Origin of the sequence: Streptomyces sp. NPDC018833, assembly GCF_044390825.1 — a bacterium.
In the GTDB taxonomy this organism is placed as follows: Bacteria; Actinomycetota; Actinomycetes; order Streptomycetales; family Streptomycetaceae; genus Streptomyces.
In genome coordinates this window covers 152,577-178,239 of the sequence record NZ_JBIRZM010000008.1, presented here as the reverse complement: position 1 = coordinate 178,239, position 25,663 = coordinate 152,577, and the positions used below count along the sequence as shown (strand labels likewise).

23 protein-coding genes are annotated in these 25,663 nt (G+C 71.5%); 11 read left to right on the top strand and 12 right to left on the bottom strand.

What is annotated here, in order from left to right; all coding sequences use genetic code 11:
* The first annotated feature begins 285 nt into the window (after positions 1-285).
* The 4 genes from ACH5AF_RS18540 (at position 286) to ACH5AF_RS18525 (ending at position 5,462) form a co-directional block, all read left to right on the top strand.
* A complete protein-coding gene (locus ACH5AF_RS18540; protein ID WP_398902695.1) occupies positions 286-936 on the top strand; it encodes a PadR family transcriptional regulator in 651 nt (216 codons plus the stop codon).
* A 253-nt stretch (positions 937-1,189) separates the two neighbouring features.
* The gene (locus ACH5AF_RS18535; RefSeq protein ID WP_398902694.1) at positions 1,190-1,951 is read left to right on the top strand and encodes an ABC transporter ATP-binding protein; all 762 of its coding nucleotides are present in this window, start codon (positions 1,190-1,192) and stop codon (positions 1,949-1,951) included.
* Entirely contained in the window at positions 1,948-4,809 is a 2,862-nt protein-coding gene (locus ACH5AF_RS18530; RefSeq protein ID WP_398902693.1) for an FtsX-like permease family protein, read from the top strand. Before ACH5AF_RS18535 ends, ACH5AF_RS18530 begins: the two co-directional genes overlap by 4 nt.
* A 110-nt stretch (positions 4,810-4,919) precedes the next feature.
* On the top strand, positions 4,920-5,462 hold the full coding sequence (locus ACH5AF_RS18525) for a bacterial proteasome activator family protein (RefSeq protein WP_398902692.1): 543 nt from the start codon (positions 4,920-4,922) through the stop codon (positions 5,460-5,462).
* 297 nt (positions 5,463-5,759) lie between these two features.
* Here the strand turns inward: ACH5AF_RS18525 and ACH5AF_RS18520 are convergent, their stop codons facing one another.
* The 7 genes from ACH5AF_RS18520 to pdhA all read right to left on the bottom strand — a co-directional run bounded on the left by ACH5AF_RS18520 (position 5,760) and on the right by pdhA (position 14,081).
* Positions 5,760-6,749: an NAD(P)H-quinone oxidoreductase gene (locus tag ACH5AF_RS18520; RefSeq protein WP_398902691.1), complete on the bottom strand. Its 990-nt coding sequence runs from the start codon at positions 6,747-6,749 to the stop codon at positions 5,760-5,762.
* 10 nt (positions 6,750-6,759) lie between these two features.
* Positions 6,760-7,848: a potassium channel family protein gene (locus ACH5AF_RS18515; protein WP_398902799.1), complete on the bottom strand. Its 1,089-nt coding sequence runs from the start codon at positions 7,846-7,848 to the stop codon at positions 6,760-6,762.
* On the bottom strand, positions 7,836-9,395 hold the full coding sequence (locus ACH5AF_RS18510; RefSeq protein ID WP_398902690.1) for a molybdopterin molybdotransferase MoeA: 1,560 nt from the start codon (positions 9,393-9,395) through the stop codon (positions 7,836-7,838). The genes ACH5AF_RS18515 and ACH5AF_RS18510 overlap by 13 nt, the downstream gene beginning before the upstream one ends.
* A complete protein-coding gene (locus tag ACH5AF_RS18505; RefSeq protein ID WP_398902689.1) occupies positions 9,392-10,372 on the bottom strand; it encodes an NTP transferase domain-containing protein in 981 nt (326 codons plus the stop codon). The genes ACH5AF_RS18510 and ACH5AF_RS18505 overlap by 4 nt, the downstream gene beginning before the upstream one ends.
* Positions 10,373-10,543: 171 nt before the next feature.
* Positions 10,544-11,941 carry a dihydrolipoamide acetyltransferase family protein gene (locus ACH5AF_RS18500; protein WP_398902688.1) on the bottom strand — a complete coding sequence of 466 codons (1,398 nt, stop codon included), beginning with the start codon at positions 11,939-11,941 and terminating at the stop codon, positions 10,544-10,546.
* The gene (locus tag ACH5AF_RS18495; protein WP_398902687.1) at positions 11,941-12,945 is read right to left on the bottom strand and encodes an alpha-ketoacid dehydrogenase subunit beta; all 1,005 of its coding nucleotides are present in this window, start codon (positions 12,943-12,945) and stop codon (positions 11,941-11,943) included. Before ACH5AF_RS18495 ends, ACH5AF_RS18500 begins: the two co-directional genes overlap by 1 nt.
* Positions 12,942-14,081 (bottom strand): pyruvate dehydrogenase (acetyl-transferring) E1 component subunit alpha, encoded by a 1,140-nt coding sequence (gene pdhA / locus ACH5AF_RS18490; protein ID WP_398902798.1) that lies wholly within the window; start codon positions 14,079-14,081, stop codon positions 12,942-12,944. The genes ACH5AF_RS18495 and pdhA overlap by 4 nt, the downstream gene beginning before the upstream one ends.
* A 241-nt stretch (positions 14,082-14,322) precedes the next feature.
* Here pdhA and ACH5AF_RS18485 point away from each other — a divergent pair, with 241 nt between their 5' ends.
* Positions 14,323-14,865, top strand: coding sequence for an Lrp/AsnC family transcriptional regulator (locus tag ACH5AF_RS18485; protein ID WP_398902797.1), 543 nt, complete (start codon positions 14,323-14,325; stop codon positions 14,863-14,865).
* Positions 14,866-15,051: 186 nt separating this feature from the next.
* Here ACH5AF_RS18485 and ACH5AF_RS18480 read toward each other — a convergent pair whose 3' ends face one another.
* Both ACH5AF_RS18480 and ACH5AF_RS18475 read right to left on the bottom strand, forming a co-directional pair.
* On the bottom strand, positions 15,052-15,657 hold the full coding sequence (locus ACH5AF_RS18480; protein WP_398902686.1) for a TetR/AcrR family transcriptional regulator: 606 nt from the start codon (positions 15,655-15,657) through the stop codon (positions 15,052-15,054).
* Positions 15,654-17,165: a 3-hydroxyacyl-CoA dehydrogenase gene (locus ACH5AF_RS18475; RefSeq protein WP_398902685.1), complete on the bottom strand. Its 1,512-nt coding sequence runs from the start codon at positions 17,163-17,165 to the stop codon at positions 15,654-15,656. Before ACH5AF_RS18475 ends, ACH5AF_RS18480 begins: the two co-directional genes overlap by 4 nt.
* 122 nt (positions 17,166-17,287) lie before the next feature.
* On the opposite strand from ACH5AF_RS18475, the gene paaN reads away from it, so the two are divergent.
* Positions 17,288-18,967, top strand: coding sequence for a phenylacetic acid degradation protein PaaN (gene paaN, locus ACH5AF_RS18470; protein WP_398902684.1), 1,680 nt, complete (start codon positions 17,288-17,290; stop codon positions 18,965-18,967).
* Positions 18,968-19,042: 75 nt separating this feature from the next.
* Here paaN and ACH5AF_RS18465 read toward each other — a convergent pair whose 3' ends face one another.
* Genes ACH5AF_RS18465 through ACH5AF_RS18455 form a run of 3 tightly spaced genes read right to left on the bottom strand, consistent with a single transcriptional unit; the run spans position 19,043 to position 21,929 of the window.
* Positions 19,043-19,696: a TrmH family RNA methyltransferase gene (locus ACH5AF_RS18465; RefSeq protein ID WP_398902683.1), complete on the bottom strand. Its 654-nt coding sequence runs from the start codon at positions 19,694-19,696 to the stop codon at positions 19,043-19,045.
* Positions 19,693-20,877 (bottom strand): HTTM domain-containing protein, encoded by a 1,185-nt coding sequence (locus ACH5AF_RS18460; protein ID WP_398902682.1) that lies wholly within the window; start codon positions 20,875-20,877, stop codon positions 19,693-19,695. Before ACH5AF_RS18460 ends, ACH5AF_RS18465 begins: the two co-directional genes overlap by 4 nt.
* The gene (locus ACH5AF_RS18455) at positions 20,874-21,929 is read right to left on the bottom strand and encodes a DUF5819 family protein (RefSeq protein WP_398902681.1); all 1,056 of its coding nucleotides are present in this window, start codon (positions 21,927-21,929) and stop codon (positions 20,874-20,876) included. The genes ACH5AF_RS18460 and ACH5AF_RS18455 overlap by 4 nt, the downstream gene beginning before the upstream one ends.
* Positions 21,930-22,021: 92 nt before the next feature.
* Between ACH5AF_RS18455 and paaA the strand changes: the two genes are divergently transcribed.
* Genes paaA through ACH5AF_RS18430 form a run of 5 tightly spaced genes read left to right on the top strand, consistent with a single transcriptional unit; the run spans position 22,022 to position 25,564 of the window.
* Complete coding sequence (paaA, locus tag ACH5AF_RS18450; RefSeq protein WP_398902680.1) at positions 22,022-22,993, top strand: 1,2-phenylacetyl-CoA epoxidase subunit PaaA; 972 nt, start codon at positions 22,022-22,024, stop codon at positions 22,991-22,993.
* Entirely contained in the window at positions 22,990-23,280 is a 291-nt protein-coding gene (gene paaB / locus ACH5AF_RS18445) for a 1,2-phenylacetyl-CoA epoxidase subunit PaaB (protein WP_398902679.1), read from the top strand. The genes paaA and paaB overlap by 4 nt, the downstream gene beginning before the upstream one ends.
* Entirely contained in the window at positions 23,277-23,996 is a 720-nt protein-coding gene (paaC, locus tag ACH5AF_RS18440; RefSeq protein WP_398902677.1) for a 1,2-phenylacetyl-CoA epoxidase subunit PaaC, read from the top strand. Before paaB ends, paaC begins: the two co-directional genes overlap by 4 nt.
* On the top strand, positions 23,990-24,508 hold the full coding sequence (paaD, locus tag ACH5AF_RS18435; protein ID WP_398902676.1) for a 1,2-phenylacetyl-CoA epoxidase subunit PaaD: 519 nt from the start codon (positions 23,990-23,992) through the stop codon (positions 24,506-24,508). Before paaC ends, paaD begins: the two co-directional genes overlap by 7 nt.
* Positions 24,509-25,564 (top strand): 2Fe-2S iron-sulfur cluster-binding protein, encoded by a 1,056-nt coding sequence (locus ACH5AF_RS18430; protein WP_398902675.1) that lies wholly within the window; start codon positions 24,509-24,511, stop codon positions 25,562-25,564.
* The last annotated feature ends 99 nt before the right edge of the window (positions 25,565-25,663 follow it).

Sequence of the window (25,663 nt, the reverse complement as noted above, 5' to 3'; positions counted from 1 at the left end):
GAGGGACGAGGACGCCGGCTACTGGGGCGCATGGTCGCCCGCGGCGCCCACCTCCGCGCCGGCCGACGCCCGTGAGCAGGGGCCTCAGGCTGTGCCCGCTCCCGTCGCCCAGCAGATCTCCCCGCTGTCGCTGGGGGTCGGAATGGCCCTGATGGGCCTCGGGATCGGCTTCCTCGGCATCCGCCTGCGCCGCCGCTGACCCTTCCCGTCCTTCTCAAGACGGATCTCGCACGTCCTTCCGAGGATGGTTGGCCCCGCTCGACATACCCGGTATACATACCGAGTATGTCGATCCGTCACGGGCTTCTCGCCCTCCTCGAGCCCGGCCCGCGCTACGGCTCCCAGCTGCGCTCCGAATTCGAGTCGCGCACCGGCGCCACCTGGCCCCTGAACGTCGGTCAGGTGTACACGACACTGGGCCGCCTCGAACGCGACGGCATGGTCGTCCAGGACGGCGAGGACGAGGCCGGGCACGCGCTGTACGTCATCACCGAGAAGGGCCGCGCCGAGCTGCGGGAATGGTTCGCCACTCCCGTGGACCGCAGCAGCCCGCCCCGTGACGAGCTGGCCATCAAGCTCGCGATGGCGGTGGGGACGCCCGGAGTGGACATCCGTGCGGTGATCCAGTCCCAGCGCCGGCACTCCGTGAAGGCGATGCAGGACTACACCCGCCTCAAGGCCCAGGCGCTGGCCGCGATCGAGGGCGGCGGCTCGCAGGAACGGGACGACGTGGCCTGGCTGCTGGTGCTGGAACAGCTCATCTTCCAGACCGAGGCGGAGGCCCGCTGGCTCGACCACTGCGAGATGCGGCTCATCAGGCTGTCGGCGACGGCCGGGCACACGCCGTCGCCGGCCGCGCCTCCGGAGGAGCCGGCCGTCCAACCGTCCACGCAGGACCGGACGGCGGCTTCGGCCCGTCGCACCAGGCCGGCGTAGGACCGGACGGCGGCTTCGGCCCGTCGCACCAGGCCGGCGTAGGACCGGACGGCAGCCCCGGCCCGTCGCACTGGTCGGAGTCCTCGACGGGTGCGCCCCACCACCCGACCGTCCCCGTCCCGTCCCCGCTCCCCGGGCAGCCGGCCCCGGCTGCCCCTTCGGCCTCTTGAGGCCCATCCCACAGGCCTCTTCAGGCCCACCGATTTCTCGTACACCACCTGTGTGTACTCACCCGCTCAAGGGGGAAACCACCATGTCCCAACAGCAGTCACCACAGTCACTGGCATCACAGCAGCCCGTGCTGCAACTTCAGCAACTGACGCGCGTCCATGGCAGCGGAGCCACCGAGGTGCACGCCCTGCGCGGCGTCAACCTCGACGTCTTCCCCGGCGAACTCGTCGCCGTCATGGGCCCGTCCGGCTCCGGCAAGTCCACGCTGCTCACCATCGCGGGCGGGCTCGACACCCCCACCTCGGGACGGGTGATCGTCGAGAACACCGACATCACCACCGCGGACCGCAAGACGCTCGCCGCCCTGCGCCGCCGCAGCATCGGCTACGTCTTCCAGGACTACAACCTCATACCGGCCCTCACCGCCGCCGAGAACATTGCCCTGCCGCGTGAACTGGACGGCACCTCGGCCCGCAAGGCCCGCGCCGAAGCGGTCTCGGCCCTGGAGGAGATGGAGCTCGGCCAGCTCGCCGACCGCTTCCCCGACGAGATGTCGGGTGGCCAGCAACAGCGCGTCGCCATCGCCCGCGCCCTCGTGGGCCGGCGTCGGCTCGTGCTCGCCGACGAGCCCACCGGCGCTCTCGACTCCGAGACCGGGGAGTCCGTGCTGGCGCTGCTGCGGGCGCGCTGCGACGCCGGAGCCGCGGGCATCCTCGTCACCCACGAGCCCCGCTTCGCCGCGTGGGCCGACCGGGTCGTGTTCCTGCGGGACGGCGCCGTCGTCGACCAGACGGTGCGCAGCGACGCCGACTCCCTGCTCTCCGGCCAGGCGGCCGAGCTGTGACGACCTGGTACCACTCCTGGCGCGCCGCGATCCGGATCGCGCGCCGCGACGCCTGGCGCTCCAAAGGGCGCAGCTTCCTGGTCCTCGCGATGATCGCCCTGCCCATCGTCGGGGTCAGCGCGGCCGATCTCACCCTGCGCAGCGCCGAGTTGTCGACCGAGCAGAGCCTGACGCGTCGGATCGGCGGCGCGGACGCGCGACTGTCCGACCCGGGCATGGGCGGTGTCCCGATCCTGCAGGCCCCGGACGGCCGCAACCACGCACCCGTCCAGGACTTCGACGACCAGCCGTATCCCGAGGGCCGCACGGACATCGCCAAGGCGCTGCCCGCGGGCGCCAAGACCCTGACGGACACGACCGGTTACGCCAAGGTCCGCACGACGCACGGTCTGCTGCAGACCGAGCTGCGCGAACTCAAGGCCGCCGACCCGATGGCTCAGGGCATGATGCCGGTCGTCAGCGGCAGGCTGCCGCAGAAGTCCGACGAGGTCACCGCCACCACGCACTTCCTGGAGAGCAGCGGTCTGAAGGTCGGCTCGAAGCTCACCGCGCGCGGCTTCGACCGCGAGTACACGATCGTCGGTGCGTACGAGCTTCCCGACGCGCTGGACACCGACCAGGTCAACGCCCTTCCCGGCGCCCTGATCGCCCCGCTCGCCAAGGCTCTGGACGCCGCCGGGCTGCCCGGACCCTCGCCAAGCACGACCCTCCTTGCGACCGTCCCCGGTGGTTTCACGTGGAACATGGTCCAGGGCGTCAACACCAAGGGTGTGCTGGTCGAATCGCGTGCGGTCGCGCTGAACCCGCCCGCCGACTCCGAGGTGCCGCTGTACCAGAAGGAGGACTGGGGCAGGTACGAGGAGAGCACCGCCGCCAAGGCGGGCGCGCTCGCCGCCGTCGGCACGGTCGTCGGTCTCGCGATGCTGGAGATCTGCCTGCTCGCCGGTCCCGCGTTCGCCGTGGGGGCGCGCCGGTCCCGTCGTCAGCTGGGTCTCGTCGGAGCCAACGGCGGCGACCGCCGCCACATCCGGGCCATCGTCCTCGCCGGCGGCCTGGTGATCGGCGTCGCCGCGGCCGTCGCGGGCACCGTGCTGGGTCTGATCCTCACCTTCCTCCTCCGGCCCGTGCTGGAGGACTCCCTCGGCCAGCGCTTCGGCAGCTTCGACATACGGCCCCTGGAACTGCTCGGCATCGCCCTGCTGGCCGTCCTGACCGGCCTGCTGGCGGCGATCGTCCCGGCGATCACGTCCTCCCGGCAGTCGGTCCTGGCCTCGCTCACCGGCCGCCGCGGAGTGCGCAGGAGCAGCCGTGTGCTGCCCGTCGTCGGCCTGGTCGCGGTCACCCTGGGCGCCTCGATCGCGCTGTACGGATCGACCATGACCGACCAGTTCGTCGTGGTGGCGGGCGGCAGTGCACTCGCCGAGCTGGGCGTGGTCGCGCTGACCCCGGCCCTGGTCGGCCTCTTCGGCCGGACCGGCCGTCTGCTGCCGCTCTCGCCGCGGCTCGCGCTGCGCGACGCGGTGCGCAACCGGGGCCGCACGGCCCCCGCTGTCGCCGCGGTCCTGGCCGCGGTCGCGGGCACGGTGGCCGTCGCGACGTACGCGGCGAGCAACGACGCGCAGGGCAGGGCGCAGTACGAGGCCCAGCTCCCGCACGGAGCGGTCTCCGTGGTGATCGACGAGGCCGGCGGGCGTGACGTCCCGGGCGTGCGCGCCACCGTACAGAAGCTGCTGCCCGTCGATGTGCGGGCCGATGTGGACCGCATCGCCGTAGGCAAGGGCAACTGCTCGATGTACGAGCCGCGCGACGGCTGCGGCCGCTATGAGGTGGTCGTGCCCAAGGCCCATGAGTGCCCCCTGTGGGCCGCGAACCCGGCCAAGCCCGACGAGGATCCCGCGCAGCGGTTCACCAAGGCCGAACGCCGCAAGCTCGCCGACGACTGGCGGTGCAAGGAGAACGTCGGTTACGGGGCCCCGACCGACGGCGGTGTTCTCGTCGGCGACGCGAAGCTGCTCAAGGTGCTGGGCATCGACGACCCTGGTGCCGAGAAGGCTCTGGCCGCCGGTCAGGTGGTGTCCTTCGACAAGCGCAACGTCAACGCCAGGGGTGCGATCGACATCCGTCTGATCACCGACGCCGAGGCCGCCGACAGGGCTATGGAGGAGGGCAAGGAGGCTCCGGGCGAGATCAAGAGCCTCACCGCCCACCAGGTGGCCGGTACGCCGGACACGTACGGCGTCCGACTGATCGTGCCGTTCGAGGCGGCCAAGGCGGCGGGCATCGACACGGCCCCGATCGGCGCCTACTACTCCACCGACCGCATGCCCAGCAGCGAACAGCGGCAGAAGCTGGACAACGAGCTCGACGAGACGGGCGTGGACATCGACCTCCACATCGAGGAGGGCTACACCAGCGAGAACAGCATCGTGCTGCTGGCGCTGACCGTCTTCGCCGGCCTGATCACCATCGGTGCGGCCGGTATCGCCACCGGCCTCGCCCAGGCCGACGCGGAGGCCGACCTGAAGACGCTGGCCGCCGTCGGCGCCCCGCCGAGGGTCCGCAGGACGCTCAGCGGCTTCCAGTGCGGCGTGGTCGCCGCCATGGGTGTGGTGCTGGGGTCGGCGGCGGGAGTGCTCCCCGCCATCGGCCTGCGGCTCACGGAGAAGCGTCAGCAGATGAACTGGTACGAGCAGGCCCTCGACAACGGCTGGGGCCCGGGCAGCGAACCGTTCGTGCCGATCGTGGTGCCGTGGGCGACACTGGCCGCGCTGCTGGTCGCCGTGCCCGTGGGTGCCGCCCTGCTGGCGGCCCTGGTCACGCGCTCCCGCGGGGCACTGGCCCGCCGCGAGGCGACCTGACCGGCCCCATACCGGCGATGCGCTGCGGTTTTGTGCCCCCGCAGGAGGGTGGATCACCTTCCTGCGGGGGCACACCCTGTGGTGACGCAGTTGTACGAGAGAATGGCCGCATGGAGATGCCGAGGAATGAACGGTCGCAGGAGAGCCCCCATGTCCTCGTGGTGGGCCAGGACGGGATGGCGCTCGGCGGCGGTGACGGTGACGACGAGTCGCGCGAGGTCCCGGTGACGGAGATGGTCGAACAGCCGGCGAAGGTCATGCGCATCGGCAGCATGATCAAGCAGCTGCTGGAGGAGGTCAGGGCGGCACCTCTCGACGAGGCGAGCCGCGTCAGGCTCAAGGAGATCCACGCCGGTTCCGTCAAGGAGCTGGAGGACGGCCTCGCACCCGAACTCGTCGAGGAACTGGAGCGTCTTTCTCTCCCGTTCACCGACGACGCCATTCCCTCGGAGGCGGAACTGCGCATCGCCCAGGCCCAGTTGGTCGGCTGGTTGGAGGGCCTTTTCCACGGCATCCAGACGGCGCTGTTCGCCCAGCAGATGGCGGCGAGGGCGCAGTTGGAACAGATGCGTCGCGCCCTGCCGCCCGGTGCCCCGCATGACGACGACGAAGGCGGACAGCACGGAGCGATCCGCTCGGGCCCGTATCTGTAACCGGAAGCGGGGCGCCCCGGCACGCGTTCCTCGGTGCATTTGACGTGACCGGGCACGCGCTCGTGCGGGGCGTGACCGGGCACGAAGCGTGTGTCCCAGGGTGCGGCGTGACCGGGCACGGAACGTGGATCCCGGGTGTGCGGCGTGACCGGGCACGGAACGTGTACCCCGGGGTGCGGCGTGACCGGGCACGGCGCAGTCGGCGCGGCGTCGTCCGGGCTTCGCGGCCGAACGTGGAGGCCCGGCCCACCTCACCGGTGGGCCGGGCCTTCGGCACATCTCGTACGACCGGGCCCGTCAGCCCTTCTCGGTCCCGATCAGCACCACCTTGCCCACATGGCTGCCGGTCTCCAGCGCCCGGTGCCCCTCGGCGGCGTCCCGCATCGGCACCTGCCGGTCCACGACCGCGCGTACACGGCCCGCGGCGATCAGCGGCCAGACGTGCTCGGCGACGGCCGCCACGATGGCCGCCTTCTCCTCCAGGGGACGGCGACGGAGCGAGGTGGCGGTGACCGCCGCCCGCTTGTTGAGCAGGGCGCCGAGGTTGAGCTCGCCCTTCACACCGCCCTGGAGGCCGATGACCGCGAGCCGGCCGTTGAGGGCCAGGGCCCGAACATTCCGGTCCAGGTACTTCGCGCCGACGATGTCGAGGATGACATCGGCCCCGGCGCCGTCCGTGGCCTTGCGGATCTCCTCGACGAAGTCCTGCTCGCGGTAGTCGATGAGGATGTCCGCGCCCAACTCGGCGCAGCGCGCCAGTTTTTCGGGACCGCCCGCCGTGACCGCCACCCGCGCGCCCACGGCCTTGGCCAGCTGGATCGCCATCGTCCCGATGCCGCTCGCGCCGCCGTGGACCAGCAGGGTCTCGCCCGGCCGCAGGTGGGCGACCATGAAGACGTTGGACCACACGGTCGCAGTGACCTCGGGCAGCGCCGCGGCCGTCACCAGATCCACTCCGTCCGGGACGGGCAGCAACTGCCCTGCCGGAACGGCGACTTTCTCCGCGTATCCGCCACCCGCGAGCAGCGCGCACACCTCGTCACCGACGGCCCAGCCCGAAACTCCGCGTCCGAGCGCGGAGATCCGGCCCGAGCACTCGAGTCCGGGATACGGGGAGGAGCCGGGCGGCGGGTCGTAGAAGCCCTGCCGTTGCAACAGATCGGCGCGATTGACAGCGCTCGCGACGACATCGACGAGGACTTCCCCCTCGCCGGGTACGGGATCGGGCACCTCGGCCCAGACCAGGGACTCGGGACCACCGGGTTCCGGAATCGTGATCGCATGCATGGCGGCGAGGCTACTCCCGGCCACCCGGTGTCTGGTCGTTCCGGGCACGCACAATGGTGATCAGCCGGTCCGTGAGCTGGAGCGGACTCGCCGCGGGGTCGTCGTAGCCGATCAGCCGGTGCCCGCGCAGGACACTCACGACGAGGTCGTCCGTCTCGCGAACGCTACGGCCCACCTCTGCTTTTATCACCGGCCGCTCGATGAGGTCGAGGCCGCTGCCCTGCTGGATGAGATCCTCCAGGACCGTGCCCGCGCTGGGGCTGAGCACGGACAGGCCGAGCAACCGGCCGGCGGCGCCCGAGCTGGTGATGACCGCGTCGGCTCCGGACTGGCGCAGCAGCGGCGCGTTCTCCTCCTCTCGGACCGCAGCGACGATCTTGGCGCCGCGGTTGAGCTGGCGGGCCGTCAGAGTGACCAGTACGGCTGTGTCGTCGCGCTGGGGAGCGACGATGATCTGACGCGCCTTCTGGAGCTCGGCCCTGATGAGTACGTCGCTGCGGGTGGCGTCGCCGACCACACCGACGAAGCCCTCGGCGTTGGCGGCGTCGATCACCTTGCTGCTCGGGTCGACGACGACGATCTGGTCCTTCCGCAGCCCCGTGGCGCAGAGCGTCATCATCGCCGACCGCCCCTTGGTGCCGAAGCCGACGATGACGGTGTGGTCGCGCAAGGTGGACCTCCAGCGGTTCAGTCGCCACTCCTCCCGCGTGCGTTCGGTGAGGACCTCGAGAGTGGTGCCGACCAGAATGATCAGGAAAAGCACACGCAACGGGGTCACCAGCAGCACATTGGTGAGCCGCGCCCCGTCGCTGTGGGGAACGATGTCGCCGTAACCCGTGGTGGAAAGGCTGACGGTCGCGTAGTAGACGCAGTCGAGGAAGTCGACGGACCCGTCGGCGGCGTCGTGGTAGCCGTGGCGGTCGCTCCAGACGATCACCACCGTCATGACCAGGACCGTCAGGGCCATCAGAAGCCGCTTGCTGACCTGGCGCAACGGACGTTCGACGATCCGGCGGGGAAGTTTCACCCGGCCGGTGATCAGGTGTTCGTCGGCATGCCGGGCCATCGCGTCCTGGCCGGGCAGTTTCACGTGAAACATCCTCTCTCGCCCGTCGGTGGCGTCCATGTGGCCCACGGCAGATCGAGGACTTCCAGCTCGTCACCGGGCCGTGCCCCACCGGGCGGGACCACGGCCAGACCGTCGGCCGCCGCGATGCCCCGCAGCATCGCCGGACCGTTGTAGTGGAGCGGCAGGAGCAGATCGTCGGCGTGCACGAAGGGGACCAGCCGGGTGTCATGCGGATGTCCGTGCACCGCCTCCCGTACGGGGAGGCGGTACGGAGCTGCCGGCGGTCGCCCGCAGAGCCCGCGCAGCAGTGGCTCGGCGAGGGTGAGCAGCCCCGAGACGGCGGCCAGAGGGTTACCGGGCAGACCCACCAGATGGCGCCCCGGAGCGAGCCGGGCGAGGAGCATGGGGTGGCCGGGTCGTACGGCGACTCCGTCGACCAGCAGGTCCGCGCCCGCCTTGCGCAGCACGGGGTGGACATGGTCGACGGGCCCGGAGGCCGTACCGCCGGTGGTGATCAGCAGGTCGGCATCGGACGTCGTCACGGCGCGGTGCAGGGCCTCGGCATCGTCCCCGACCCGTCGTGTCGCCACGACCTCGGCGCCCAGCGACCGCAGCCAGGGGCCGATCATCGGACCGAGCGCGTCGCGGATGAGGCCGTCGTGGGGGAGCCCGGAGGAGAGCAGCTCGTCGCCGAGGACCAACACGTCGACACGTGGCCGGGCCACGGTGACGAGTGTGTCGTAGCCGGCGGCCGCCGCCAGCCCCAGGACGGCCGGGGTCACCAGGGAGCCGGGCGGAAGGAGCTGGTCGCCCGAACGGCACTCCTGGCCTCGCGGCCGGATGTCCTGGCCAAGAACCACCTCGCGCTCGGCGTACAGCTGTTGCGAGCCCGCGGGCGGTGTGCCCGTACATGACGTGTCCGTACGTGATGTGTCCGTACGTGATGTGTCCGTACGTGATGTGTCCGTACGTGATGTGTCCGTACGTGATGTGTCCGTACGTGATGTGTCCGCATGGTGTGTGACCGTGTCGGCACGGGCGTGCTCACTGCGGATGACCGCGGTCGTTCCGGGTGGCACCCGGGCACCGGTGGCGATCCGCACCGCCGTGCCGTCGGGGAGGGGCCTCATCTCGCCGTGGCCGGCGAGGATCGACGCCTCCGCGTCCAGACGCCAGGGGCCGGGGCCGGCGACCGCCCAGCCGTCCATGGCGGAGGTGTCGAAGGACGGAAGGTCGCAGAGCGCCACGAGGGGCTCGGCGATGACCTCTCCCAGCGCGTCGCCGAGGGCCGTCCTCCGGGTGCGCGGTGTTGCGCTGCGACCGATCCGGGCGGCGAGGGACCGAGCGTCGGGCCAGGAGGTGGCGCGGTGCCGGGCACGGGCGCCACCGCTGTCGGACGCGCCGACCGGGGCGTGCGGAGCGGGCTTTCGGTCTGGGGGGCCGACCAGCGCGAGCGCCTCCTCCACGCCGTCGAGATCGCCCTCCTGGGCGGGCTGCGGCTGCTCCGGGCCGGACCACAGGTCTTCGTGGACCGGTCCGGCCTTGCGGCGGCCTGATGCGTCGTCGTGACCGGTCATCCGGCTTCGGCCTCGCCGGTCCTGTCGGCGTCACGGGACCTGTCGGCGGCGCTGCCCGGGCTACCGGCGCCGGCGGTGCCGGCTCCTGGGCTGCCGGGGCCGGCGGGCCCTCCGGTCTCCTCGGTCTCCTCGGTCTGCTCGGTCTCCTCCGCCCAGCGAGCCGCGAGCGCGACGGCCTTACGAGCGGCCTCGGCGACCGCTTCCGGTCCGCCGCCGGACCGGGCGGCTGCGTAACCCACCAGGAAGGTGGTCAGCGGGGCTGCGGGGCGGGCGACGCCGTGCGCGGCGTCGCGGGCGAGGTCGAGGAGGACACGGGTGTCGACGTCCAGCTCGACGCCGAGTTCGTCCTTGACTGCGGTGATCCATTCATCCAGCACGTTGCCATGCTCCCTGATACGGGCCCGGGCCGCGGAAACGTCCTCCCAGGTGTCGCAGTCGAAGGAGGCGAGGGGATCGGCCCCGATCCGGGCGAGGTCCAGTTCCTGTGCCAGAAGACGCAGCGGCAGTCCGGAAAGGGTGCCGTGCTCGGTGGCGAGGAGGGCGAGTTCCCGTCGGAGCGGCTCCGTACGGTAGACGGCCACGAGGGGCTGGTCGCGGCCGTCGGCGTCGGTCAGCAGCACCGCCTCGGAAACGCCCTCGTCGAGTGCGGAGATCAGGCGCCGCACCGTTGTCCGCCCGAGGAAGGGCAGGTCGGCGGAGAGGACGAGCACCGCGGGTGCCTCGCACTGCCGCACCCCGGCATCGAGCGCGGCGAGCGGACCGCTGCCCGGTGGGGCCTCACGTGCCCATACGACGGGGCGTGCGGTGGGTCGGCGGCCGCCGACGACGACGGTGCGCCCCGCGTCCCGGCACACTCCGAGGACCCGGTCGAGCAGGGCGCGCCCGCCCACACTCACTGCCGGCTTGTCGGCTCCGCCCAGGCGCTTGGCGGCGCCTCCGGCGAGCACGACGGCGTCGTACGCGGTCTTCGCGGTCACCCATGCAGTATGAGCCGCGATCGTGCGGGCGGGGAGCCCCGTCCCGCTCTCCGGTCGGATCACGGTCCGGGGTCTTCGCAATGACCCCCTACTGGGGTGCGCAGCAGCCGGTGCCCTGCTGGGTGCGCAGCAGCCGATGTCCTGCTGGGTCCGCAGCAGGGCGGTGATGCCCTACAGGGTCCGCAGCAGCACCGAAGGGTGTTCCACACAGTCCGCGACGTACCGCAGGAATCCACCGGCGGTACCGCCGTCGCAGACCCGGTGGTCGAAGGTCAGTGACAGCTGGACCACCTGCCGGACAGCCAGCTCCCCCTGGTGCACCCATGGCTTGGGCACGATCCGGCCGACGCCGAGCATCGCGGCCTCCGGGTGATTGATGATCGGCGTGGAGCCGTCGACGCCGAACACTCCGTAGTTGTTCAGCGTGAACGTGCCGCCCGTGAGATCCGCCGGGGTAAGCGTCCCCTGCCTCGCTGCCTCCGTCAGCCGCGTGAACTCCGCGCTGAGGGACTCCGCCGACCTCGCGTGCGCGTCCTTGACGACGGGCACGACCAGACCGCGGTCCGTCTGTGCCGCGAAGCCGAGATGCACCTCCGGAAGCCGCACGATCTCACGGGCGTCCATGTCGACGGTGGAGTTGAGCTCGGGGTGACGCGCCAGCGCTGCCGTGCAGATACGGGCGAGCAGGGCCAGGAGGGAGATCTTCGGCCCGCCTGCGGCATTCATCGCGGCTCGGGCGGCCATCAGCTCCGTGGCGTCCGCGTCGACCCAGCAGGTGGCGTCGGGGATCTCGCGCCGGCTGCGCGAGAGCTTGTCCGCCACGGCTCCGCGCACCCCGCGCAGCGGGACGCGCTCGCCGTGCGCCGCGGCCGCCGGGGGGCGGGGCGCCTCGGTCGGGGCTGCCGTGACCTGCGACGCGGGGGGTGCCTGGAGCTGTGTGTCGGTGGCTCGCACGGCCCGTTCGACATCGGCCCGCAAGATGAGCCCGTCGGGTCCGGACCCGACAAGGAGCCGCAGATCCAGGGCATGTTGGCGGGCGAGTCTGCGCACGAGCGGCGAGATGACGGCGACGGGGCCGTCCTGCGGGGCCCGCTCGGCCGCCGCCCTGCGCGGCGAGGCGCCATGGACCGGACCCGGCGTCGCGCCTGCCCGGTCACCCGTGGTGGGCCGGATGCGCCGGCGGCGGGCCGCCGGGGCCCCGGTCCCGTAGCCGACGAGCACGTTCCCGGACGTCTCCGAACCGGTGTCCCCCGCTGCGGCCGCCGATCCTGCACGGGCTCCTGCCCCGGCCGGCTCCGCGGTGCCCACGGCACCCGTGTCCATCGCCCCCACCGCAACCGTCAGCAGCGGCGCGCCGACGGGCAGCTCGGTGCCTTCCTCGCCGAAGCGCGCGGTGACGACGCCTCCGTACGGACACGGCACCTCGACCATCGCCTTGGCCGTCTCGACCTCGACAACGGGCTGGTCGATGGCCACGACGTCGCCGACGGACACCAGCCAGCGCACGATCTCCGCCTCGGTCAGTCCCTCGCCGAGATCGGGCAACTTGAATTCGAGCACCTGCGCCATCAGCTCTCCGCCTCCCACTGCAGCCGTGCCACCGCGTCGAGCACCCGGTCCACGCCCGGGAGGTGGTGACGTTCCAGCATCGGCGGCGGATACGGGATGTCGAAGCCGGCGACCCGCAGCACGGGCGCCTCCAGATGATGGAAGCAGCGCTCGGTGACCCGCGCGGCGATCTCGCCGCCGGGGCCGCCGAAGCCGGTGGACTCGTGGACGACGACCGCACGTCCTGTCCGCCGCACGGAGGCGCAGACGGTCTCGTCGTCGAAGGGCACGAGCGAGCGAAGGTCCACGACCTCCAGGTCCCAGCCCTCGGCCTCGGCAGCCTCGGCGGCTTCCATGCAGACCGGCACGGAGGGGCCGTAGGTGATGAGCGTGGCGCTGCGGCCCGGACGCCGTACGACCGCGCGGCCGATCGGCTCGACGGCCGTGGGAGCCTCCGGCGACCACGGGGCCTTCGACCAGTACAGCCGCTTGGGCTCCAGGAAGACCACGGGGTCGTCGGAGGCGATCGCCGTCCTCAGCATCCCGTAGGCGTCCTCGACCGTGGCGGGCGTGACGACGTGGAGGCCCGGCGTCGCCATGTAGTACGCCTCGGAGGAGTCGCTGTGGTGCTCCACGCCGCCGATCCCGCCGCCGTAGGGCACGCGCACGGTGATCGGCAGCGGCATGCCGCCGCGGGTGCGGTTGCGCATGCGGGCGACATGGCTGATGAGCTGCTCGAACGCGGGGTAGGCGAAGGCGTCGAACTGCATCTCGACGACGGGCCGCAGCCCGTACATCGCCATGCCCACCGCCGTGCCGAGGATGCCGGCCTCCGCCAGCGGGGTGTCGGTGCAGCGGTCCTCGCCGAACTCCTTGGCGAGCCCGTCCGTCACCCGGAAGACCCCGCCGAGCGTGCCGACGTCCTCCCCCAGCACATGGACGGTCGGGTCCTCGGCCATCGCGTCGCGCATCGCGCGCTGCAGGGCCTGGGCCATGGTCACCGGCTTCACGGCAGCCGTGGTCATCGTGCTTCTCCCTCGGCGCTCAGCTCGGCGCGCAGCTGCGCCGCCTGCTCGCACAGCTGGCTGGTCTGCTCGGCGTAGACGTGGGCGAACAGGTCCATCGGATCGAGAACCGGGTCCGCGTTCATCCGCGCGCGCAGGTCGGCCGCCATGGATTCGGCGGCGTCGGCGGCTGCCTTGCGGCGGTCGTCGTCGAGCAGCCCTCGCTCCGTCAACGCGCGCTCCAGCAGCAGAATCGGATCGTGGGCTCGCCAGGTCTCGACCTCGCTCTCGCCTCGGTAGCGCGTGGCGTCGTCGGCATTGGTGTGGGCGTCCATGCGGTACGTGACGGCCTCGATCAACGTAGGGCCGCCACCGCGCCGCGCGCGCGCGACGGCCTCGCCGAGCACCTGGTGGACCGCGGCGGCGTCGTTCCCGTCGACGAGGCGGCCGGGCATGCCGTAGCCGACGGCCTTGTGGGCCAGGGACGGCGCGGCCGTCTGCTTGGCCAGCGGCACGGAGATCGCGAAGCCGTTGTTCTGGACGAGGAAGACGACGGGGGCCCGCCATACCGCGGCGAAGTTCAGCGCCTCGTGGAAGTCGCCCTCGCTCGTGCCGCCGTCGCCCACCATGGCGAGCGCGACGACGTCGTCCCCGTTGAGACGGGCCGCGTGCGCCAGTCCCACGGCGTGCGGCAGCTGTGTGGCGAGCGGGGTGCACAGGGGGGCGATGCGGTGCTCGTGCGGGTCGTACCCGGTGTGCCAGTCGCCGCGCAGCAGGGTCAGGGCCTGCACGGGATCGAGCCCGCGGGCCACGGCGGCGAGGGTGTCGCGGTAGCTCGGGAAGAGCCAGTCCCGCTCCTCGAGGGCCAGCGCCGCGGCGACCTCGCACGCCTCCTGCCCGGTGCTCGACGGGTAGACGGCGAGCCGGCCCTGCTTGGTCAGCGCGGTCGCCTGGGCGTTGTACCGCCGCCCGCGGACGAGCTCCGCGTACAGCCGGAGCAGCAGCTCGGGGTCGGCCGCGGCGGCTGCCTCGGTGCCCAGCACGCGGTACGGCTCCGGGTCCGGGAGCAAGGGGGCGGGATCGGTGCGGTGCTGCCAGGCCGGCGGCGGAGTGGGCCGGTAGGCCGCAGCGTCACCGGGCAGCTCCTGGACCGTCATGCTGCTCTTTCTCAACGCGAGCACCTCCTCCTGGGAGCGCCGACGATCAACGAGGACGAAGGCGACGACGAATGCGAACGGGAGGCGTCGCGAGTGTGGCGCGCCTCACCTACCGATTGTTCGGTCGTGGACGCATTTTGGCTACAGGCACGGGCAGCCTGTGGACAAACGGTTCTCCACGGCTTGAGATGGAGACAGGTCGTCCATGCGGGAAAGGCGGGGGGACATGCCGACTGAACAAATGGCCGAGGGCGGGGACCGCGCGGAGCAGGCGCCGCCGCCGCGTCCCCTGGACGCGATCGACCTCGACATCCTCCGGATGCTCCAGACGGACGGCCGCGCCTCGATCCGTTCCGTCGCCGAGCGAGTGCACGTGTCCCGGGCCAACGCGTACGCGCGGATCAACCGGCTCATCGACGACGGCGTGATCCGGGGCTTCAGCGCACGGGTGAACCACGAGCGGGCGGGCCAGGGCGCCTCCGCCTACATCACGCTCAAGATCGTGCAGAACTCCTGGCGCACCGTGCGCGAGCAGCTCCAGGCTCTGCCGGGAGCAGCGCACATCGCGCTGGTGAGCGGCGACTTCGACGTGCTGCTCCTGGTGCACACGCCCGACAACCGCACCCTGCGCGAACTGGTCCTGACCAGGCTCCAGTCGATACCCGAGGTTCTCTCGACGCGCACACTGCTGGTGTTCGAGGAGACGGATCTCGATCCGGTGGCCGGCCCGGCCGGCGCGGCCGCGGGCCTGTCGCCCGACTCGGAGCCCCCGGACAACCCGTAGGAGTCCGGGGCGGGCACGCGGAGGGGGCGCGCAGCGGCTCGGTGGGCGCGGGCCAGGGGCGCACGGGCGATTGGCGGCAGAGGAGCGCCACGGCGAGTCGGCGGACGCGGCAGAGGAGCGCGGCCGCACAAAGGTCACGGGTGCGCCGGGAGGCAGCAGACAGAAGGAGCGCGGCGCGCTGCGGGCTCAGTAGCTGCCGTGCGGGTCCGTACGCAGCCCGTCGAAGGCCATCCGCACGACCGCGTCCGCCACCTGTTCCCCGTCGTGACCGCCCACCGCATGGGGGCGGTACCACTCGACCAGGGAGTTCACCATGCCGAAGAGCAGCCTCGTCGCCAGCCGGGTGTCCACGTCGGCCCGCAGGTCCCCGTCCGCGGCGGCCGCCTTCAGCAGATCGGCGACCCGCTGGTCGAACTCACGGCGGCGTTCCATCGCCCACCGCTCGGTCTTCGTGTTGCCCCGCACACGCAGCAGCAGCGTCACGTAGGGCAATTCGGCCGTGAGCACCTCGACGGTGCGCCGGGTGACGTACTCGACGCACTCGACGGCCCGGCCCTGCCGGGCGCCGTCCTCGTCGAGAACGGCGAACAGGGAGTCCAGGGCGCGGCTCACGGCCCGGCGCAGCAGCTCCTCCTTGCCGGCGACATGGTGGTAGATCGAGGACTTGGAGATGCCCGCCGCACGGGACAGGTGCTCCATGGACGTGCCGTCGTAGCCGCGCTCGTTGAATATCCGCACCGCGACGGTCAGCAGCGTCTCGGGGGTGTACGTGTCCCGCTTGGGCGTGGTCATGACGCATCCTCGCTCGGGGAGCCGTACGACCACTGGTGCAGCCCCGGAGTGCGCGCGTATCGGCCGGTCGGCACCGACTGGTGGAGGTTGGCGAGCAGCTCCCAGGCCCAGTCGCGCCCCAGTCGCTCGTTCCATTCGACCGGCCCGAGCGGGTAGTTGACGCCCAGCCGCATCGCCGTGTCGATGTCCTCGGCGGAGGCGACCCGCCGGGCGACGGCGTCCAGCGCGAGGTCGCCGAGCATCGCCACCGTACGGGCGACGATCATGCCCGGTACGTCAGGGATGACGCTGACCCGCTTGCCGAGTGCCTGGAACAGGCCGGTGGCCTGCGCGAGGGTGTCCTCCTGGACGTCGGCTGCGGCGGCCAGGGCGATCCGGCCCGCCGACCGGTAGTCGAGGGCGAGGTCGAAGTAGACGACGTCGCGGAACTCCGCGGACATCTGTCCGTCCGCGAGCACCAACTGCCCACCGCTGGGCAGAATCAGGCGCGTCCCGTCGTCCTCGTCCTCCTGCCGCACCGTGACGCCGACATCGCGGATCATCCCGATCAGCTCGGCGGCGGGCCCGAGGTCGCCCTCGACGACGACGTACTCGGGCGCATCCTGCGGTGCCGCGTCGGCCGGCGCCGGCTGTTCGGCGTCCTCGGCATACGAGAACCATCCATGGCCGGACTTGCGGCCCAGCCTGCGCGATTCGACGAGCCGGCGCTGGGCGAGGGAGGGCTGGAACTTGGGGCTGTGGAAGAAGGACTCCCACACGGAGCGGGTCACGGCTTCGTTGACGTCCTGGCCGATCAGGTCGGTGAGCTCGAAGGGGCCCATCCGGAAGCCGCCGCACTCGCGCAGGATCGCGTCGATGGTGGCGGGGTCGACGCCGTGCTCCTCGTGGACGGCGAAGGCCTCGGCGTAGAAGGGCCTGGCTATGCGGTTGACGATGAAGCCCGGGAGGTCGGCGCAGCGCACGGGCGTCTTGCCCCAGGCCGCGACCGTCGCCCACGCGCGCGTCGCAGCCTCCTCTTCGGTGGCGTGGCCGCTGACGACCTCGACGAGCGGGAGGAGTGGGGCGGGGTTGAAGAAGTGCAGACCGACGAAGCGACCGGGGTGGCGAAGGGCGCCCGCGACCGCCGTGACCGAGAGGGAGGAGGTGTTGGTGGCGAGCAGGCAGTCTTCGGTGACGATCTTCTCCAGCTCGGCGAACAGCTCCTGCTTGACCGTCAGTTGTTCGAGGACGGCCTCGACGACGAGGGCGGTGTCGGAGAGCTCCGCGATGTCCGCGACCGGGAGGAGCCTCGCGCGGGCGGCGTCGCGCGCCGCGCCGTCCATACGGCCCTTCTCGACCAGCCGGTCCAGACGCGCTCCGATCGCCGCCGCGGCCTCCTCCGCCCGGCCGGGCACGGCGTCGTGGAGGCGCACGGGGTGGCCCGCGACAAGGGCGACCTGCGCGATGCCCTGGCCCATGGTGCCCGTGCCGACGACGGCGACGGCGCGGCTGAAGTCGATGGCGGTCATGGAGCGATCCTCCCCGATGAGTTGTCCACAGGTTCGACAGGCCCCCTTGTACCGACCGATCGTTCGGTTACTCTAACTCTGTCATCACTCCCCTGCCCAGCTCGACGAGGAGTTGGTCCGTCATGCAGCAGCTGACCGAGACCCACCGGCCCACGCTCGACCAGGCCCTCGAAGCGATCCGCACGCGCGCCTACTGGTCCCCGCACCCGGAGCATCCGAAGGCGTACGGCGACAGCGCCCCCGCGGACGGCCTCGCGGCCTTCGAGGCGCTGCGCGGCACCCGCTTCGACCTGGAGCAGCCGGGCACGGACGGCTGGACGGGCGGTGAGACCTCGCCGTACGGGCCGGAGCTCGGCATCGAGTACTCGCACCCCGACCTGGATGTCCTGCTGCCCGCGATGCGCGCGGGCATGGTGGCCTGGCGCGAGGCCGGCCCGGAGACACGCGCCCTTGTGTGCCTGGAGATCCTCGCCCGCATCAGCGCCCGCACCCATGAGTTCGCGCACGCGGTGATGCACACCAGCGGGCAGGCCTTCATGATGGCGTTCCAGGCCGGCGGCCCGCACGCCCAGGACCGCGGCCTGGAGGCCGTGGCGTATGCGTACGCGGAGCAGACCCGCACCCCGGCCGCGGCCGAATGGTCCAAGCCCCAGGGCAAGCGCGACCCCCTTGAGCTGCGCAAGACGTTCACGACGGCGGGCCGTGGCATCGCCCTGGTGATCGGCTGCAACACCTTCCCCACGTGGAACGGCTACCCCGGGCTCTTCGCCTCCCTGGCCACGGGCAACCCGGTCCTGGTCAAGCCGCACCCGCGCGCGGTGCTCCCGCTCGCTCTCACCGTGAAGGTGGCCCGCGAGGTCCTCGCCGAGACCGGCTTCGATCCGAACCTCGTCTGTCTGGCGGCCGAGCGTCCGGGCGAGGGCATCGCCAAGACGCTGGCCACGCGCCCCGAGATCAAGATCATCGACTACACGGGCTCGACCGCCTTCGGCGACTGGCTGGAGGCCAACGCCCGTCAGGCACAGGTCTACACCGAGAAGGCCGGCGTCAACACGGTCGTCATCGACTCCACGGACGACTACAAGGGGATGCTGTCCAACCTGGCCTTCTCGCTCTCCCTGTACAGCGGTCAGATGTGCACCACCCCGCAGAACGTGCTGGTCCCCCGGGACGGCATCACCACGGACCAGGGCCCGAAGACCTTCGACGAGGTGGCCGCCGGCCTGGCGGCGGCCGTCGGCGGTCTGCTCGGCGACGACGCCAGGGCCAATGCCCTCCTGGGTGCCCTGGTCAACCCCGATGTGAAGGCGCGCCTGGAGGCGGCGGCCGATCTCGGCGAGGTGGCGCTCCCCTCGCGCGAGGTGGCCAATCCGGAGTTCCCGGACGCGACGGTGCGCACGCCGGTGATCGTCAAGCTCGACGGCGCCCGGAAGCTGTGGGAGTCGCAGGACGCGGAGCCGGCGTTCCTCTCGGAATGCTTCGGCCCGGTGTCGTTCGTGGTCGCCGTGGACTCCACGGCGGACGCGCTGGACCTGCTGCGGCGCACGGTCCGCGACAAGGGCGCCATGACGGTCGGCGCGTACACCACATCCCCGGCGACGGAGCGCGCGCTGGAGGACGTCTGCCTCGACGAGTCCGCCCAGCTCTCGCTGAACCTGACCGGCGGGGTGTACGTCAACCAGACCGCGGCGTTCTCCGATTTCCATGGCTCCGGAGGCAACCCGGCGGCGAACGCGGCCCTGTGCGACGGAGCGTTCGTCTCGAACCGCTTCCGTGTGGTCGAGGTACGGCGCCAGGCCTGACCCGCCCGGCGGGCCGACCTGCTTGTCGGCCCGCCGGTCACGCCCTCGCCCGCTGTCCGGCGCCGGGGCGCATGGTCAGGGCAGCGGTACGTCCGCGTGCCGCTGCACCCACGCGTGCATCGCGATGGCCGCCGCGGCACCCGCGTTGATCGACCGGGTGGAACCGAACTGCGCGATCGAGCACACCATCGCCGCGTGCTCGCGCGCCTCCTGCGTCAGACCCGGCCCTTCCTGCCCGAAGAGCAGCACGCACCGGCGCGGGAGCTCTGTCCGCTCCAGCGGCACGGCCCCCGGCAGGTTGTCGATACCGATGATCGGCAGGTCCTCGGCCGCGGCCCACGCGGTCAGCGACGCTGTGTCCGGGTGGTGGCGCACATGCTGGTACCGGTCGGTGACCATGGCCCCGCGCCGGTTCCAGCGCCGGCGGCCCACGATGTGGATCTGCTTCGCGAGGAAGGCGTTCGCCGTACGCACCACGGACCCGATGTTGAAGTCGTGGCCCCAGTTCTCGACAGCCACATGGAAGTCATGCCTGCGGGTGTCGAGGTCGGCGACGATCGCCTCGCGGGTCCAGTACCGGTACCGGTCGACGACGTTGCGGCGGTCGCCCTCGGCGAGGAGCTCGGGGGCGTAGCGCTCGTCCTGGGGCCACGGCAGCGGGTGCGGTCCCACGCCGATCTCGGGGCCGTACCCCTCGTCGTACTGCGTCGGTTCCTCGGTGGTGCTCACCCCACGAGCGTACGGGGCACCTCGCCGGGCTCCCCTTCCGGCTGCCCAGGGGCCGGTTTTCGCGAGAGCAGCCGGTCACGCGCCCGGGCCGCACGCGCACCCAGCCACACGAGGAAGGCGGTCGGCAGGAAGACGGCGTCGGCGGCGATCATGGAGAGCGAGAAGATCGGCAGACCGAGCAGCACGGCGATGCCCGCGTGCTCCAGGATCATGGCGACCAGCAGGACGTTCTTGACGCGCCGGTTGAAGAGCGTGAACGGGAACGCGACCTGGACGATGACCGTGCCGTAGGTCAGCACCAGCACCAGCAGCGCGCTGTCGGCCAGAATGCCGGAGAGGGCGGGCCACGGTGTGAAGTAGTCGAGCTCGAGGGGGTAGTACAGGGCCGTGCCGTCCTGCCAGCGTGAGCCCTGGATCTTGTACCAGCCGGCGGTCGCGTAGATCAGGCAGACCTCGGCCATGATCAAGACGAGCGCGCCGTTGTGTACCGCATTGGCCAGGACGTCGAGCAGGACGCGGGGCTCGCTGCGCGGGGCGTACCGGCACACCAGCCACCACAGCCCCTGGGCCGCCCACAGCGCCCACAGGAGTACGAGCACGAAGGGGCCGGTCTCGTTGAGGAGGGTGCCGACGACCAGTCCGACTCCGAGCACCGCCCACAGCAGCGGGCCGACGCGGTCGCGCGAGGAGGCACCGGGCACGGCGCGTGCCGCGCGGCGGGCGTCGAGGGACCAGACCTGGGCACAGCGCGTCAGCACCAGATAGATCGCCATCAGGTGGACGACATTGTCACCGCCGTCGCCGACGAAGATGGAGCGGTTCTGCAGGGACAGCACGCCGAACATGAACAGCGCCGACACGGCACGGGTGCGCCAGCCGAGTATGAGGAGCAGGCTCGCCACTATGGACAGGCCGTAGACCGTCTCGAACCACAGGCTGCTGTCCGACCACAGCAGGCTGGTGAAGGCGTTGTTGTTGGCCACCAGTTCGCGGCCCATGTCCCAGCTCCAAGGGCCCGCGGGCCCGTAGAGCTGATGGCGGTGGGGCAGCTCGACCAGCAGGAAGACCAGCCAGGTCGTGCCGAACCCGATCCGGACGATCGCGCTCTGGTACGGGCCGAAGGCCGTCGCTGTGATGCGCTGGATCGCACGCGCCGCGCCGCGCTCCGCGGTGGTGGTCACCGGCCCGCCTCCGTACCGCCGCTGCCGGCACCGCCCGCCGCACCGCCGTTGCCGGTACCGGCGCTGTTCACACGGCCGCTGTCGACACCGCCCGGGAGATCGGCTTCCGTGATCGTCCACCACGGCATGAGCCGGTGGACCGGCCTGGTGTCCACCCGCTCGCCGCTCCACGCGGGTGCCGCGATCGCCCGGGTCGACGACCTGACCTGGACGCGCTGGACCGGACCGCCCAGGTCGATGTCGTTCAGCCGCAGCATCACGATGCGCCGGATGTAGCGCTCGGAGAGCCTGCCGCGCAGGCCGTCGGGACGGGCCTCGTTGTCGTGGGAGCCGAGGAAGAAGTCCCAGCCGCGGCGCAGCTGGTTCTGGTGGATGTGGCTGGGGACGGGATTGCCGCGGATGGCCTCGCCGTCCTGTGCGGACAGATCGATCCACTCGCTCGTGCGGCGGCTGCCGTCGGCGGCGGTGTACTGCGCCCGCGCCTCCACGGCGATGTTCTGCTGGAGCGGGTTGGGGCCGAAGAGCTTCCAGTTCTGTTCGAACTCGGGGTACACCCAGCCCTGGACCGCCTCGCCATGACGCTTCGTGACCGTGTTGGGCGGGGCGACGTGGAGGAAGACCATGGTCAGGTGGACACAGACGAGAGCGGCGACGAGCGTGAGGGAGACAACGGCCAGGACCTGGTAGGGCATGGAGAGCGCCGCTATGCCACGGGTCGGGCGGGGTGTGCCCGGAGCGGCCGCGGTCGCGCCCGTGCCCGTGTCCGTCATGGCCGGGTCGGCCGGGGTCGCAACAGCCGGCGCCGGGTCGGTCGGCGCCTGGCCGACCGCTGCCATGCCAGACGCTGCCGTGCTGGTGGCGGGGATGCCCGTCGCAGGGCCGGTCGCGGCGGGGGCGCCTTGCGCCGGTACGGCGCCGGGCGGGAGAGCGGGCGCCGCCTCGTCTTCCGGCGGGCGGGGTGGCGGCGGACCGGAATTCAGGCTTCCCCCGCCCGAACCGTCCTTGTGCTCGTAGAGCTCCATCCCCGCCCCGATCCGCTGTATGTCGTCCACGTCAGTTATCCACAGGGTTGACACCCTAAGGGCCCTCGACCCACCATTGAAGTCGATGAACCGAACGATCGGTCGGTAGGTAGGGGGCCCGGATGACGACAGTGACACCGGAGGCGTACGAGGCGGCGTTCGACGCCGCCGTGGCCGCCGACGAGCGCATCGAGCCGCGGGACTGGATGCCGGACGCCTACCGGGCCTCGCTGGTCCGCCAGATGGCCCAGCACGCGCACTCGGAAATCATCGGCATGCAGCCGGAGGCCAACTGGATCACGCGGGCGCCGTCGCTGCGCCGCAAGGCGATCCTCATGGCCAAGGTCCAGGACGAGGCCGGCCACGGCCTCTACCTCTACAGCGCCGCTGAGACGCTGGGCACGAGCCGGGACGAGCTGCTCGACAAGCTCCACACGGGCCGCCAGAAATACTCGTCGATCTTCAACTACCCGACCTTGACCTGGGCGGATGTCGGCGCCATCGGCTGGCTGGTCGACGGAGCCGCGATCACCAACCAGGTCCCGCTCTGCCGCTGCTCCTACGGTCCGTACGCGCGCGCGATGGTCCGGATCTGCAAGGAGGAGTCCTTCCACCAGCGCCAGGGTTACGAGCTGCTGCTCGCCCTGTCCCAGGGCACGCCCCAGCAGCATGCGATGGCCCAGGACGCGGTGGACCGCTGGTGGTGGCCCTCGCTGATGATGTTCGGCCCGCCGGACGACGCCTCGGCGCACTCCGCCCAGTCCATGGCCTGGAAGATCAAGCGTCATTCGAACGACGAGCTGCGCCAGCGCTTCGTCGACATCTGCGTCCCGCAGGCCGAGGCACTCGGTCTGACGCTCCCCGACCCTGATCTCCGGTGGAACGAGGAGCGCGGGCACCACGACTTCGGCGAAATCGACTGGTCGGAGTTCCAGGAAGTCCTCAAGGGCAACGGCCCGTGCAACGAGCAGCGGATCAGCCAGCGCCGCCGGGCACACGAGGCAGGTGCCTGGGTCCGCGAGGCAGCCGCGGCGTATGCCGCCAAGAACCGATCAGCAGCGCAGCACACCGAGCCCGGGGAGGCGACCGCATGAGCAGCTCGACCGAATGGCCGCTGTGGGAGGTCTTCGTGCGCTCGCGCCGCGGCCTGTCCCACACGCACGCGGGCAGTCTGCACGCCCCGGACGCCGAAATGGCTTTGAGAAACGCGCGAGACCTCTACACCCGGCGCAGCGAAGGTGTTTCGATCTGGGTTGTGCCCTCCAGTGAGATCACCGCGTCCTCGCCGGACGAGAAGGACTCGTTCTTCGACCCGGCTGCCGACAAGCCCTACCGCCACCCGACCTTCTATGAGATCCCCGAAGGGGTGAAGCACCTGTGACCAGCACTTCCGTGCCTGCCGCTGCCCTGGCCCTCGGCGACGACGCCCTGGTGCTCTCGCACCGGCTGGGGGAGTGGGCAGGCCATGCGCCGGTCCTCGAAGAGGAGGTGGCCCTCGCCAACATCGCCCTCGATCTACTGGGCCAGGCCCGGGTGCTGCTCTCCCTCGTCGGGGACGAGGACGAGCTCGCCTACCTGCGCGACGAGCGTGAATTCCGCAATCTCCAGCTCGTCGAGCAGCCGAACGGCGACTTCGCCCACACCATCGCCCGCCAGCTCTACTTCTCCGGCTACCAGGCCCTGCTCTACGAGACACTCGCCTCCGGCGACGGCCCCTTCACCGGCCTCGCCGCGAAAGCCGTCAAGGAAGTCGCGTACCACCGCGACCACGCCGAGCACTGGGTGGCGCGGCTGGGTGACGGGACCGCGGAGAGTCATCAGCGCATGCAGCGGGCGTGCGAGGCGCTGTGGCGGTTCACCGGCGAGATGTTCCAGCCGGTCGAGGGCCTCGGCTTCGACCTGGAGACGCTGGAGCCGGCCTGGCTGGCGTACGTCGCGGGCGTGCTCAAGAAGGCGACGCTGACCGTGCCGGACGGGCCCCGCAAGGGTGCCTGGTCGGCGGGCGCGGGGCGGCAGGGCCTGCACACCGAGCCGTTCGGACGGATGCTCGCCGAGATGCAGCACCTGCGCAGGAGCCATCCGGGGGCGTCATGGTGACCGGGACACAGAAGCCGTTCGCCGGCGACACCGCGCTGGAGGCGGAGCTGCGCCGGCTGGCCGGGTCCGTTCCCGACCCCGAGCTGCCGGTTCTGACCCTGGAGGAGCTCGGGGTGCTCCGCGGGGTCCATCTGGTCGGACCGGATCGCGTCGAGGTGGAGCTGACCCCGACGTACACGGGCTGCCCGGCCATCGAGGCGATGACCTCGGACATCGAGCGGGTGCTGCACGACCACGGGATGGCGGACGTCAGTGTCGTCAAGGTGCTCACCCCGGCCTGGTCGACGGACGACATCAGCCCGGAAGGCCGGCGCAAGCTCGACGCGTTCGGTATAGCGCCGCCCCGCCCCCACACGGCGGACGGCCCTGTGGAGCTGACGCTCGCCGTACGCTGCCCGCACTGCGGGTCGACCGAGACCGAGCTGCTCAGCCGGTTCTCCTCCACGGCCTGCAAGGCCCTGCGCCGCTGCATCTCCTGCCGCGAACCTTTCGACCACTTCAAGGAGCTGTAGATGTTCCATCCGCTCCGGGTCGGCGCCGTCGAGCAGCTCACCGACGACTCGGTGGCCGTCACCGTCGAGGTGCCGCCCGAGCTGCGCGAGACCTTCCGCCACATCCCTGGCCAGCATCTGGCCCTGCGCCGGGTCGTGGACGGCGAGGAGATCCGGCGTACGTACTCGATCTGCTCCCCGGTGTCACCGGCCGACGGCGCCCTGGTGCTGCGGGTGGGCATCCGGCTGGTCGACGGCGGCGAATTCTCCACGTACGCGCTCAAGGAACTGGCCGTGGGCGACACGGTCGAAGTCATGCCGCCGATGGGCCGGTTCCTCCTGCCGCCCCGCCCCGGCTACTTCGCCGCGGTGGTCGGCGGCAGCGGCATCACACCGGTCCTGTCCATGGTCACGACGCTGCTCGCCGAGGAGCCGGGTGCCCGGTTCTGTCTGATCCGCAGTGACCGTACGGCGGCGTCGACGATGTTCCTCGAGGAGGTCGCCGACCTGAAGGACCGCTTCCCGGACCGCTTTCAGCTGGTCACCGTCCTGTCCCGGGAGGAGCAGCAGGCGGGTCTGCCGTCCGGCCGGCTGGACCGCCAGCGGCTGACGGCTCTCCTGCCGGCGCTGCTGCCGGTGGCCGAGGTGGACGGCTGGTTCCTGTGCGGGCCCTTCGGCCTGGTGCAGGGTGCGGAGCGGGCGCTGCGCGGGCTCGGGGTGGACCGGGGGCGCATCCACCAGGAGATCTTCCATGTCGACGACGGCTCGGCGCCCGTGGCCGCTCCGGTGGCGGCCCCGGCCCATGCGTCGCTGACGGCGACGCTCGACGGCCGCTCCGGTACATGGCCGGTGCGGGACGGGGAGTCGCTGCTGGACACGGTGCTGCGCAGCCGGGCGGACGCGCCGTACGCCTGCAAGGGAGGTGTCTGCGGCACCTGCCGTGCCTTCCTCGTGGCCGGAGAGGTCCGCATGGACCGCAACTTCGCACTGGAGCCGGAGGAGACCGAGGCGGGCTATGTGCTCGCCTGCCAGTCCCACCCGGTCACCGGAGAAGTGGAGTTGGACTTCGACCGCTGAGGCCGGCAGCGCCTCCGCCCCGAAATCCCGCGCTCGCGCTGTGGTCATTTCCGGCACCGTCCCCTATCTTGACGGTTCGTCAGATATGGCCTCTGGCGG